This window comes from Corynebacterium uterequi, assembly GCF_001021065.1.
GTDB lineage: Bacteria > Actinomycetota > Actinomycetes > Mycobacteriales > Mycobacteriaceae > Corynebacterium > Corynebacterium uterequi.
Genome location: NZ_CP011546.1, coordinates 2204391 through 2217679 on the forward strand (window position 1 = coordinate 2204391; position 13289 = coordinate 2217679).

Below are 13289 nucleotides of genomic sequence, written 5' to 3' on the forward strand. Positions count from 1 at the left end.
CATAACGAACGCGACACAACTAATTTTTCTGCTTGCTGCTTATAGTGCAACACTCTCTGCTTGCGGCAAACACATCATGTTTATAGTCGGTCAATTAGTACCAGTCGCCTCAACACCTCACAATGCTTACAACCCTGGCCTATCAACCCCATCATCACTAGGGAACCTCAAAAGAAACCTCATCTCAAAACAGGCTTCCCGCTTAGATGCTTTCAGCGGTTATCCCTCCCGTACGTAGCCAACCAGCCCTACCCAAGGCAAGATAACTGGCACACCAGAGGTACGTCCATCCCGGTCCTCTCGTACTAGGGACAGCCTTCTTCAAGTTTCCACGCGCGCGGCGGATAGAGACCGAACTGTCTCACGACGTTCTGAACCCAGCTCGCGTGCCGCTTTAATGGGCGAACAGCCCAACCCTTGGGACCTACTCCAGCCCCAGGATGCGACGAGCCGACATCGAGGTGCCAAACCATCCCGTCGATATGGACTCTTGGGGAAGATCAGCCTGTTATCCCCGGGGTACCTTTTATCCGTTGAGCGACACCACATCCACAAGTAGGTGCCGGATCACTAGTCCCGACTTTCGTCCCTGCTCGAGCCGTCACTCTCACAGTCAAGCTCCCTTGTGCACTTACACTCACCACCTGATTACCAACCAAGCTGAGGAAACCTTTGGGCGCCTCCGTTACCATTTAGGAGGCAACCGCCCCAGTTAAACTACCCACCAGGCACTGTCCCCAACCCAGATCATGGGCCAAGGTTAAGGTATCCAATCCGACCAGAGTGGTATTTCAACAACGACTCCACCACCACTAGCGTGACAGCTTCACAGTCTCCCACCTATCCTACACAAACCGAACCAAACACCAATACCAAGCTATAGTAAAGGTCCCGGGGTCTTTTCGTCCTGCCGCGCGAAACGAGCATCTTTACTCGTACTGCAATTTCACCGGGCCTGTGGTTGAGACAGCAGGGAAGTCGTTACGCCATTCGTGCAGGTCGGAACTTACCCGACAAGGAATTTCGCTACCTTAGGATGGTTATAGTTACCACCGCCGTTTACTGGGGCTTAAATTCTCAGCTTCGCACACCAAAGTGCACTAACCGGTCCTCTTAACCTTCCAGCACCGGGCAGGCGTCAGTCCGTATACATCAACTTACACGTCTTCGCACAGACCTATGTTTTTGATAAACAGTCGCTTCCCTCTATCCACTGCGACCACCACCAGCTTTCACCAGCAGTGGCACCCCTTCTCCCGAAGTTACGGGGCTAATTTGCCGAGTTCCTTAACCACAGTTCACCCGACCGCCTTAGTATTCTCTACCTGACCACCTGTGTCGGTTTAGGGTACGGGCCGTACACACACATCGCTAGAGGCTTTTCTCGACAGCACTAGATCACCACCATCACCCCAAAGGGGCTACGCATCACGCCTCAGTCAACACGCGGTGCGGATTTCACCAACACCACAACCTCGAACGCTTACACCAGAAACCAACACCTGGCGCGGCTACCACACTGCGTCACCCCATCACTTGACTACTACCAGCTCAGGCCCCACCCCTCACACACACCCGAAGTATCCGAAGACACTCAGGATAGTGTTCAGGGTGGTTAGTATCACCGATTCATCATTGGTCGCGCATATACGGGTACCAGAATATCAACTGGTTATCCATCGACTACGCCTGTCGGCCTCGCCTTAGGCCCCGACTCACCCTGGGAAGACGAACTTGACCCAGGAACCCTTAGTCATCCGGCGGTAAGGATTCTCACCTTACACTCGTTACTCATGCCTGCATTCTCACTCGCACACACTCCACACCACCTCACAGTAATGCTTCACACACGTGCACGACGCTCCCCTACCCAACCAACCAACGTTGGTTGCCGTGGCTTCGGCGGTGTACTTGAGCCCCACTACATTGTCGGCGCACAACCACTCGACCAGTGAGCTATTACGCACTCTTTCAAGGATGGCTGCTTCTAAGCCAACCTCCTGGCTGTCATCGCGATCACACATCCTTTTCCACTTAGTACACCCTTAGGGGCCTTAGCCGACGATCTGGGCTGTTTCCCTCTCGACTATGAAGCTTATCCCCCACAGTCTCACTGCCATGCTACACTTCACCGGCATTCGGAGTTTGGCTGACATCACTAAGATTGTAGTCCCGCTCAACCAACCAGTAGCTCTACCTCCGGCAAGCACACACAACGCTGCACCTAAATGCATTTCGGGGAGAACCAGCTATCACGGAGTTTGATTAGCCTTTCACCCCTACCCACAACTCATCCCCTCAGTTTTCAACCTAAGTGGGTTCGCGCCTCCACAACCTCTTACAGCTGCTTCACACTGGCCATGGGTAGATCACCCCGCTTCGGGTCCAGAACATGCCACTACAACACCCAATTAGGATTCGCTTTCGCTACGACTACCCCACACGGGTTAACCTCGCGACATGCCGCTGACTCGCAGGCTCATTCTTCAAAAGGCACGCCATCGCCCCACACAAGCAAGGCTCTGACGGATTGTAAACACACGGTTTCAGGAACTATTTCACTCCCCTCCCGGGGTACTTTTCACCATTCCCTCACGGTACTAAATCCACTATCGGTCATGTCAAGTATTTAGGCTTACCGGGTGGTCCCGGCAGATTCACAGCAGATTCCACGAGCCCACTGCTACTCGGGGACATGCACAACAGCATGATAACGATGCAACCATGTACGGGACTCATCACCCTCTACGGCAGGCCACTCCAGACCACTTCCACTCACATCGCACACACCGCGCAGCGTCAGGTAGCCGCCACACGCACACACCCCACAACAACACACACGCAACCCCTACCCAGGTATCACACGCACATGCTTTAGCCTCATCCACGTTCGCTCGCCACTACTAGCAGAATCATTATTATTTTCTCTTCCTACGGGTACTGAGATGTTTCACTTCCCCGCGTCACCCCCAACCAGACTATACATTCACCTGGCGGTTACACACCACAACGCGTGCAGGGTTACCCCATTCGGACATCCTCGGATCAACGCTTAGTTGCCAACTCCCCAAGGCTTAACGCAGACTCACACGTCCTTCATCGGCTCAACATGCCCAGGCATCCACCGTGTGCCCATAAACGAACAAACACAACACACACACAAGCAAAAAACACTAAGAACAAACAGAAAAAATTGCCCACCCCCACATGCACACACACATGAGGGCGAAAAAAATATCGCGTCCACTATACAGTTCTCACACAACACCACACCCCAGACAACAACCACCACACACAACGTACGCGATGACCGCCAGCCTAAGATGCTAAAAGGAACAACAGTGCTGTCCCAGACACCCAACAATGCACCAACCACTTAAAAAAACTTTTCACTGCCACCACCCACCAGGGTGAAAAGCCACCAACCATGACTCGTCACGTGTCTTCACACGCCAAAAAATAACAACCAGGCCAGCGCGGCACCACCACCAATAGTGACACCATCAACCAACCCCCTGCCCCCCAGGCACCCAACCAGGCAACCTTCAGGGGCGAGAAAAAAATTAACTAAACTCCTTAGAAAGGAGGTGATCCAGCCGCACCTTCCGGTACGGCTACCTTGTTACGACTTCGTCCCAATCGCCGATCCCACCTTCGACCACTCCCCCCACCAAACGGTGGTTAGGCCATGGGCTTCGGGTGTTACCAACTTTCATGACGTGACGGGCGGTGTGTACAAGGCCCGGGAACGTATTCACCGCAGCATTGCTGATCTACGATTACTAGCGACTCCGACTTCATGGGGTCGAGTTGCAGACCCCAATCCGAACTACGACCGGCTTTACGCGATTAGCTCCACCTCACGATATCGCAACGCAGTGTACCGACCATTGTAGCATGTGTGAAGCCCTGGACATAAGGGGCATGATGATTTGACGTCATCCCCACCTTCCTCCGAGTTAACCCCGGCAGTCTCTCATGAGTCCCCACCATCACGTGCTGGCAACATAAGACAAGGGTTGCGCTCGTTGCGGGACTTAACCCAACATCTCACGACACGAGCTGACGACAACCATGCACCACCTGTACACCAGCCACAAAGGGAAAACACATCTCTGCGCCGATCCAGTGCATGTCAAGCCCAGGTAAGGTTCTTCGCGTTGCATCGAATTAATCCACATGCTCCGCCGCTTGTGCGGGCCCCCGTCAATTCCTTTGAGTTTTAGCCTTGCGGCCGTACTCCCCAGGCGGGGCGCTTAATGCGTTAGCTACGGCACAAAAATCGTGAAAAGATCCTCACACCTAGCGCCCACCGTTTACAGCATGGACTACCCGGGTATCTAATCCGGTTCGCTACCCATGCTTTCGCTCCTCAGCGTCAGTAACTGCCCAGAGACCTGCCTTCGCCATCGGTGTTCCTCCTGATATCTGCGCATTTCACCGCTACACCAGGAATTCCAGTCTCCCCTACAGCACTCAAGTATTGCCCGTATCACATGCACGACCATGGTTAAGCCACAGAATTTCACACGTGACGCGACAAACCACCTACGAGCTCTTTACGCCCAGTAATTCCGGACAACGCTCGCACCCTACGTATTACCGCGGCTGCTGGCACGTAGTTAGCCGGTGCTTCTTCTCCAGGTACCGTCACCCCAAAAGGCTTCGTCCCTAGCGAAAGGAGTTTACAACCCGAAGGCCGTCATCCCCCACGCGGCGTCGCTGCATCAGGCTTGCGCCCATTGTGCAATATTCCCCACTGCTGCCTCCCGTAGGAGTCTGGGCCGTATCTCAGTCCCAATGTGGCCGTACACCCTCTCAGGCCGGCTACCCGTCGACGCCTTGGTAGGCCATTACCCCACCAACAAGCTGATAGGCCGCGAGCTCATCTTGCACCAAAAAACATCTTTCCACCACACCCAACAGCATGGTCCTATCCGGTATTAGACCCAGTTTCCCAAGCTTATCCCGAAGTACAAGGCAGATCACTCACGTGTTACTCACCCGTTCGCCACTCGAGCACCCTGCAAGCAGGGCCTTTCCGTTCGACTTGCATGTGTTAAGCACGCCGCCAGCGTTCATCCTGAGCCAGGATCAAACTCTCCACAAAAAACAATCATGTTTCAAGGCGAAAGAGCCCAAACACTGACAAAAAATCCAAAAAATTACATGAACAAAAAACAACCACTGATTACATCACGCAGCCAGGCACATCCGACGAGGAAAAACCACCACAACCACGCAACAACCAACCCCCACCACAACAAAGCAGCAAAGGGAAGGCAACAATCACCAGCCATCAATCACCCACGCACAACACCCCACCCCCGCCAACAGCAGGGAACCAAGGTGCCGGGCACACGCAACCACAACCAGCAACCATCACCCACACCACCAACCCACAACAGGCCAGTGATACTGGACAGTGACAACAAAAAAATTCAAGTAGTTGACACACTATTGAGTTCTCACACAACACGAACACGCAACCACACCACCACCAACAAGAAGCAGCAGAGCAACCACGGCCCATAAAAAAGCCAGACAACCAAGCCACCAACCAACCCACAAGCAGTGAGCGGCGCGACCAGCCGCGCTGACCCAGACAAAGTTACCCACCCACCACACAAACCACAAACCCCCAGCTCACAGACCATAAAAGCCGGAAAGCTGGGGGCTTAAGCTCACAGGGAAGCGGCTAACGCGAGCCGTCGGCGCGGTACGCCGCTCGGAGCACCTCTGCCTCGCTGAGTCCCAAGGCCTGCGCGGCGTGGGTGACGTCGCGCATCTCGGGCTGGCGGTTGACGTCCTTGCCGTCAAGCGATCCCACCTTGATGGCAATCCGCTGGCCGGAGACGTCCACGTGCTCGTAGCGTCGGTCCAGACCTATCCGTTCCACCGGACAAGACCGAACCCCCAGCGTCGTGGTGTGGGTGAAGAGCACGCGCAGCACGTCGTCGACCACCTCCGGCGCGCACAACGCGTGGACGGTGTGCGCCGGGCGGCCCTTCTTCATGAGGATGTGGCTAAGCCAGGCGTCGAGTGCCCCGGCGGCGAGCAGCGCGTCGAGCACGCCGGGCCAGAGGCGGGGATCGAGGTCGTCGACGTTGCTTTCCAACTGCACCAATGTCCCGGTATCCGAGTTCGAGGCCGCCGCCGGTTCGTAGCGGACCAGGCGCACCACGTTGGGCCTATCCTTCGGGTCGCGGGTACCGGCGCCGATGCCGACAGCCTGAGCGGTACCAGCCGGCAGAGGGCCAGCGCTATCGGCAAAGTGCCGGATCAGCGCCACGCCGGTGGGGGTTGCCAGCTCACCGCGCTCGCCGGCGCCCGGGATCTCACCAGAAACGGTGGGCCACCCCAGGGACAATTCGGTCACCGCGGGGGCGGGAACCGGCATGTCTCCGTGGGCCGCGGCCACCCGGCCGGTGCCCAGCGCGATGGCGGAGGCGTCGATGCCGGTCACGCCGTCGTCACCCAGCAGCCGCAGACCTTCGCACACGCCGACGATGTCGGCGATGGAGTCCCACGCCCCGACCTCGTGGAAGTGGATCCGCTCGGGGTCGATGCCGTGGACGCGGCCCTCGGCGACGGCAACGCGGCGGAAGACTGCCAGGGCGTCGTTCCGGGTGCGCTCGGCCAGCGGCGCCTGCTCCAGCATCCGGGCGATGTCGGAGAAGTGCCGGTGGTGCTGGTCGGCGACGAGGACATGCGGTTCGACGTGCGTGGCACGTTGGCCGGCACGGTCGACGGTCGTCGCGGTGAGGCGGATCGTCGCCGGGAGGACGGCGTCGATAGCGCGTTGGAGGTCGGCGAGGTCCACGCCGAGGTCCACCAGCGCGCCCAGGAGCATGTCGCCGGCTACGCCGGCGGTGGCATCAATCCAGAGTCTCATGAGGAACACGTCACAATCGGTTGGGGTTGGTACACAGTGGTTTGGGTTTCCCGGGTGATTTCTTTACCGGTGAGGTCGTAGATGACCCGGGTGTCTGAGGTGGTGAATCCCGGCGCGCCGGAGGAGGGCACGCAATTCGGACCGCTGATCTCCTGCGACCACGGGGCAGTCGGCGCCCATTGCCCGCCGGAGAGGGACTCGACGGTGACTTCCTTAACGCCGAGGATTTGCACGGTCACGGTGCCGTCGCCCATGGAGGTGGCGATCTTGATGGGATGGGAGTTGGTGTTCTTAAACGCTAGGTCGATGACCCCGTCGAAGATGGTGGCCTCGCGCCCGGCCGGGTAGCGGGAGATGTAGTAGCTGTGCGGAGTGTGGGTGATGTCCTCCAGCCCCGCGAAGTAGGTGGCGTTGTACAGCGTGGTCGCGAGCTGAGAGATGCCACCGCCGACGCCGACGCCGGCGCGGCCGTTGGCGATGATGCCGCTTTCGACGTATCCCTGCGCCAACCCGCGGGGTCCGGTGAACTCGTTGACGGAGAAGACCTCCCCGGGTCCGATGACCACCCCGTTGAGCTGGTTGGCCAGCACCGCGATGTTCAACCCCGAGTTATAGGAGTAGCCGGAGGTGGTGAACTCGCCGATGACCTCGTCGAACGTGGCGTTCTTCGCCATCTCGGTCGTGAACGCGGCGGGCGCCTCGGTGTAGACGGCGTCCCAGTCACGCGGCGAGGTGCCGACGGCCCGATCGAGCAGGTCGGTCAGCGTCACCGCCCAGTCCACAGCGGTGCCGTCCACGTGCGGGGTGACGCTTCCGTCGGAGGAGAGCACCGCGTTGGTGGCGGGAACCTCGGTCTCCTTGAGCTTTTCGTCGAGGATCTGCTCGGCCCGCTCGGCGTCGGCCGTCGGCGCGAGGGCGCCGTCGCGGGGCGCGAAGCTGATGACCTCGCCGATCCTGTCCACCGGGATCTCGCCGTCGACGCCGTCGGTGCCGTGCACCACGAGCGGCCCAGAGATGGCCTTCGCGGCCGGGCCGTCGGCAGCGGCGGTGGCGTCCTCGGCGGTGATGGCCGGCGGGGACAGCTGCGGTTCGACGCTCACCCCCTGTGGATCGAGCCACCGCAGCCGGATCGCGTCGGCGACGGCCGCCTCGTCGACGCGCTGCCCGTCGGCGGGTTCGGTGGTGACGACCTTCCCCTTATCAATGCTCACCGTCGCGTCGACGGGGGCGGCGCTGAGCTCGCCAGCGATGCGTTTGACCTCGGCGCCGAAAGTGGCGTCGTCGACGTGCGATACCGGGGGCAGTTCCCGGTCGCCGAAGAGAGACATGAAGCGCGGGATGGGGTTGATGCTCTCCACGCCGGCGGCGTCGACGGTGGCGGCGTAGTCCACGGCGAGCCCGACGTCGGCGGGCACCAGCCGGGCCTCGCGGGTACCGGCACTGACCATGATGGTGCGCAAGGGGGCGCCGTCGAGCTCGGTGGCGAGCCGCTGTTCGGCGGCCGCGGGTTCCAACCCGCCGATGTCTACCCCGCCGACGAAGGTGCCGCGCGGAACCAGCCCGCGGTGGGTGACGTAGTCCCAGGCCGACCACGCGACGGCGAGGAGGATGAGGCCTACGGCTACCCCGAGGGCGATGCTGAGAGGGCGTCGACCCTCGGTATTCGCGTGCTGTTCAGTCACCTAGTCAGAATATCCCGTCACCCTCGCGTCGTGGCGCGCTACCCGACGCCGCAGCGGGCTCAACAGCGGGGCCGTGATGTCCGCGATGAGGTGCTAAGATCCCGAACCATGGCTTATGAAACCGATTCACTGACGCGCCGCACGCTCGGCCCGGTGGTCGCCAGTGCCGTCGTTGGCGTGGCGCTGGGTGTTGTTGGCGTCATCGGGATCACGGTGTTTTCCGGTCAGGACACCGTCCCGCAAGGCAACGCCGTCCCCGCCGATCAAGCCCTCATGGGTAGCCCCGAGTACGGGACTCGCCAATAGCTTCCGCACGGCACCGGCCCCGCCGGCGCGCCCAGCCCCCGCGCACCCGGGACGCATGGCGCCGACCCCACCCCCACCTATGGGGGTGGGTCATTCTTGCTGCCATCATGCTGGCCCAGCCCTGGTCCCAGGTGGCGGCGGACACGAAGCTGGACCTCGTGCTCAACCCGGCCGGCTTCCTCGCGCAGGCGCTCAACGCCTACGCCTACGACATGCCGCTGGGGCAGCTACAAAATCAGGCCTACGGCTACCTCTTCCCACAGGGAACCTTCTTCCTGCTCACCTCCCCGCTGCCGGACTGGTGGGCGCAGCGGCTGTGGTGGACGATCGTCACCGGCGTGGGGTTCTCCGGACTGTTCCACCTGGCCCGCCGCGCCGAAGTCCCCGGCGTGATGGCCCCCTGGTTGGCGGCGATGCTCTTCGCGCTCAGCCCGCGGACGCTGACCACGCTCACGGCCATCTCGTCGGAGACGTGGCCGGTGATGCTCAGCCCGTGGGTGGTGGCGGCGGTGCTTTCTGCCCGGCTCGACCGGCGCGCGCTCGCCGCCGCCGTGCTGCCCGTGGCGGCGATGGGTGCGGTCAACGCCACCGCCACCCTGCTGGCGTGCCTGCCCGCCGGCGTCGTCCTGGCCTGGCGGATGCTCGCCGCCCCGCGCCGCGTCGCTGGCTTCGCCGCCGCGTGGCTGGCCGGTTGCGCGCTGGTCAGCCTGTGGTGGATTGGGCCGTTGCTCGTGCTCGGGCGCTACTCGCCGCCGTTCACTGACTTCATCGAATCCGCCGCGGTGACCACCCGGTGGCTGAACCTCGCAGAGATCATCCGGGGTGCAACGAGCTGGGCGCCGTTCGTCGACACCGAACGCACCGCCGGCGCCCTGCTCGCGGTGCATCCCATCTTCATCCTCGCGACGATGGCGCTCGCCGCCGTGGGCCTGGCGGGGTTGACGCTGCCCGGAGTGGCGCACCGCGACGCCTGGGTGCTCATGCTGCTCACGGGTGTGGTGCTCCTCGGCGCCGCGCAGGGACCCGTCGCCGCGCCGTGGTTGGGCCTGCTCGACGGCCCGCTGGCGGCGTTTCGCAACCTTCACAAGGCCGACCCGCTGGTACGAATCCCGCTCATGATCGGCGTCGGGCACCTGGCGTCGCGCCTGCGCCTTCCCCGCACCCGTGACGAACTCACGCGCCCCACCGCCCGCATGTGCGGCGCGGCCCTGGTGGGGCTGTGCGCGCTGGCGGTGACGGCGCCGGCGACGTCGGCGCGGCTGCTGCCCACCGGCACCTGGGATCAGGTGCCCGACTACTGGTACGAGGCCACGGACTACCTCAACGAGGTCGCCGCCGATACCCGCACGCTCGTCGTGCCGGAGGCGAGCTTCGCCCGGCTTCACTGGGGGTGGACCCGCGACGAACCGGCGCAACCGCTGCTCGACGTGCCCTGGGCGGTGCGCGACGCGGTGCCGCTGGTGGACCCAGAGGCCATCCGCGGGCTCGACGGCGCTATGGCCGCCCTGCGCGCGCAGCCCGAGCGGGCCGACGTCGCACTGCGCAGCCTCGGCATCGGCGCGCTGCTCGTGCGCGAGGACATCGACCGGGACGCCACGAACGTCGGCGAGCCCCTCGACGTCGCCGCCCTGCCCGGCACGCACCGCTCCTTCGGGCCTGAGGACGAGCTGACCGTCGTCCTCTTCGACGCCTCCGCCCCGGATACCGTCACCACCCGCCCCGTGCGGGTGGCCGGCGGCGGCGAGTCCGTGGCGCTGCTCGACGCCTTAACGGGCTACGCGCCGCGCGAGCTCATCGACGCCGACGCCGACGTCGTCACCGACACCCCGCTCGCCGTGAGCCGAAACTACGGCACGGTCGCCGGCGGCGTGTCCGCGCCGCTGGCCGAGGGCGAGGGCGCGGACGTGCGCAACCGGGTCCGCGATTACCCCTCCGCCGGGGCGCGGGTGGCGGTGGCGGAACGCGGCGGGGAACTCAGCGCGTCGTCCAGCGCGGCGGACGCAACAAGCTTCGGCGGGGCGGACCCGGCCCGGTCGGTGACGGCCGCCGTCGACGGCTCGCAGGACACCGCCTGGTGGCCCACCCCAGGCCGCGGCGAAGGCGAGTGGCTTGAGCTGCGCGCGGCGGTGCCCTCGCAGGCCCGGTTGTCGCTGCTCGGCACGGACCCGGTGGAGGTCATCGTCTCCACCGGCCCGCTCGGGGAGGACACCCCTGGCACGCGCGTGCGCCTCAACCCGGACAAGCCGGTGGAGGTCATTGTCCCCGGCCCCGCCACCGGGGTGCTGCGGGTCACGTTGACGAACGACGGCGCGGTCGGCATCCGCGAGTTCGACGTCGCCGGGGTTGATGTGCAGCGCGTCGTCACCGTCCCGGACACATCCCCCGACGCCTCGATGTTCTTCTTCCAGCGGCTGATGGTGGACACGAAGGTGCTCATCCGGGACTTCACCGCGCCGCGGGAGATGACGGTGCGGGTGTCCCTCGGCGGCGCTGAGTCGCTGAAGCTCGACGGCGAGAGCTTCACCGACGGCGAGGAACTCACGCTCTCGCCCGGGCGCCACCGGCTGAGCACCGACGCCACCTGGGTGGTCCTCACCGCGCCGGAGTACGCCGGCGTCGCCGCACGTCCCCTCGGCGGCGGCACGTCCCTGGCGCTGCCCGGCGTGTCCTTCAACGCAGGCCTGCGCGGCTACGTCGACGGCACCGAGGTCCCCCCGGTGCGCCTCGGGCCCGGGATGCAGGCCTTCGCCCTTCCCGCCGGGGTGAGCGGCCCGGTGACCTTGGCTTTCGCCGGCGAGCGCGCCTACTCCATCTCCCTCATCGCCGGCCTGAGCAGCCTGCTGCTGAGCGTCGGTGTGTGCCTGTGGTGGACCACGGTGCATCGGAACCGCCGGCGCACGCCGATTCCCCGTGAGCATCCTGTGCTGCGGGCCGCGGCGGCGACGGTGGCCCTCGGCGTCGTCGCGGGCGTGCCCGGGATCGCGGCGGTGGCGGCAGCGTGGGCAGTGGGCAGGTTTACGCTGTACCGGCCCGCGCCGCTTATTGGCGCAGTCGTGGCCATCGCCGGTGCCTGGCTGGCGCGCTCGCCGTGGCCGACCGCCAGCTACGCCGGCGACGACGCCGCACTTGCGTGGTTGATGGCCGCAGCCGTCGCCGTCGCGGCGCTGTCCATGCCCACCGCGTCCGCGCTCTCCTCGCGGCGCGTGGGTTCGCGGCGCTCCACGTCCCACCGGGCGAGGCGGCGGACTACCCGGGCGCCCGGTTTCTCAACCAGCTCGTAGCTGCAGGCCGCCACGACAGCGCTGGCCGAGGTGGTGACGAGGAACACGGGCAGGAACCCGCCGTCGAAGTAAGACTTGCCCACCAGCGGGAATGCCGCCGATAGCACCACGAGGTGCCAGAGGAACACCGAGTAGGACCACCGGCCCAGCGCGGTGGCGATCGGCGTGGCCAACAGATCATCGCCCGGCGCGAGGGCGTAGGGCACGAGCAGGCAGGCCGCGAAGCCGGTGCCGGCGAGGATCCTCAGCGCGAACTCTCCGGGGGTGGGGTGCTCCAGCCCCAGCGGCCCGAACCACTCCTGGCCTGCCATCCAGGCCAGGGCCAAGGCCGCAGACCACCACAGCCACCGCATTCGCATGAGCCGGCGCACCCGCCACGGGATGCGGCCGCGCTCAATCTCGGCGGCGACGATGCCCACCGCGAACCAACACAAGTAGGCCGGCGGCCAGATCTGGCGATTGGGCAGGCCGTTGGCGGGCGTCGACGCAACGAAGGGCAGGTAGGCCCACCCGAGGCTGAGCGCGGCGAGCAGGATGACAACAGCCGAGCGGGCCCGCGGGCCCAGGGGCGACAGGACGGCGACGAGCAGCGGCAGCACGGCGTAGAAGGCGACTTCCACGCACAGCGACCACATCTGCGTTAGCCCCGACACCAGCGCGTTGGGCACATAGATCTGCGTGAGGGTGGCGTTGGCCAGCACCTGCCCGCCGGTCATGGTCGTGGCCTCCGGCAGGAAGATGACCACCACCGCCACCGCCGCCAGGTACGCCGGGGCGATGCGCCCGAGGCGGTTGCTGTAGTAGGTCAGCCAGCCCTCGGCGCCCGCCAGCCGCCCCGTGCCGGGGCCGTAGGACCGCCACAGGAGAAACGCCGACAGAGCGAAGAAGACGGCCACGAAGAAATCGAAGCGAGCCAGCACGGCGCCCAGGTGAGTGGCCGGGTCGACGCCCGTCTGGAAGGCGACGTGGGTGGCGACGATGCCAAAGGCCGCAACCGCTCGGAGCCCTTCGAGGCTGGCGATGTGGGAGGCTTTGTACAGTGAGTGATGCACCCTGCCCTCGGTTCTGGTTGACAGCTGATCGTGGTCAAGTCCGGTGCTGCGATTGTATAGGGAAAGGGACCAC

General features: G+C 63.7%; 5 protein-coding genes, 2 rRNA genes and 1 pseudogene. 3 read left to right on the plus strand and 5 right to left on the minus strand.

Features of this window, described 5'->3' with window-relative positions; translation table 11 throughout:
* Window positions 1–76: 76 nt before the first annotated feature.
* Both CUTER_RS10080 and CUTER_RS10085 read right to left on the minus strand, forming a co-directional pair.
* Window positions 77–3140, minus strand: a 23S ribosomal RNA gene (locus CUTER_RS10080).
* 440 nt (window positions 3141–3580) lie between these two features.
* Window positions 3581–5110, minus strand: a 16S ribosomal RNA gene (locus tag CUTER_RS10085).
* The 16S and 23S rRNA genes sit together here, the layout of an rRNA operon.
* Before the next feature lie 8 nt (window positions 5111–5118).
* Here CUTER_RS10085 and CUTER_RS11665 point away from each other — a divergent pair.
* Window positions 5119–5535, plus strand: coding sequence for a hypothetical protein (locus CUTER_RS11665; RefSeq protein WP_144412313.1), 417 nt, complete (start codon window positions 5119–5121; stop codon window positions 5533–5535).
* Window positions 5536–5698: 163 nt separating this feature from the next.
* Here CUTER_RS11665 and larC read toward each other — a convergent pair whose 3' ends face one another.
* Window positions 5699–6895 (minus strand): nickel pincer cofactor biosynthesis protein LarC, encoded by a 1197-nt coding sequence (larC, locus tag CUTER_RS10090; RefSeq protein WP_047260317.1) that lies wholly within the window; start codon window positions 6893–6895, stop codon window positions 5699–5701.
* Complete coding sequence (locus tag CUTER_RS10095) at window positions 6892–8577, minus strand: VanW family protein (RefSeq protein WP_047260318.1); 1686 nt, start codon at window positions 8575–8577, stop codon at window positions 6892–6894. Before CUTER_RS10095 ends, larC begins: the two co-directional genes overlap by 4 nt.
* A 108-nt stretch (window positions 8578–8685) precedes the next feature.
* Between CUTER_RS10095 and CUTER_RS10100 the strand changes: the two genes are divergently transcribed.
* Complete coding sequence (locus tag CUTER_RS10100; RefSeq protein WP_047260319.1) at window positions 8686–8883, plus strand: DUF2613 domain-containing protein; 198 nt, start codon at window positions 8686–8688, stop codon at window positions 8881–8883.
* Between the two features lie 107 nt (window positions 8884–8990).
* Window positions 8991–10787, plus strand: a pseudogene (locus CUTER_RS12035) (alpha-(1->3)-arabinofuranosyltransferase domain-containing protein); the annotation flags it as partial.
* A gap of 1199 nt (window positions 10788–11986) precedes the next feature.
* On the opposite strand, the gene CUTER_RS11920 reads toward CUTER_RS12035, so the two are convergent.
* On the minus strand, window positions 11987–13216 hold the full coding sequence (locus tag CUTER_RS11920) for an acyltransferase family protein (protein WP_236684714.1): 1230 nt from the start codon (window positions 13214–13216) through the stop codon (window positions 11987–11989).
* Between the last annotated feature and the right edge of the window lie 73 nt (window positions 13217–13289).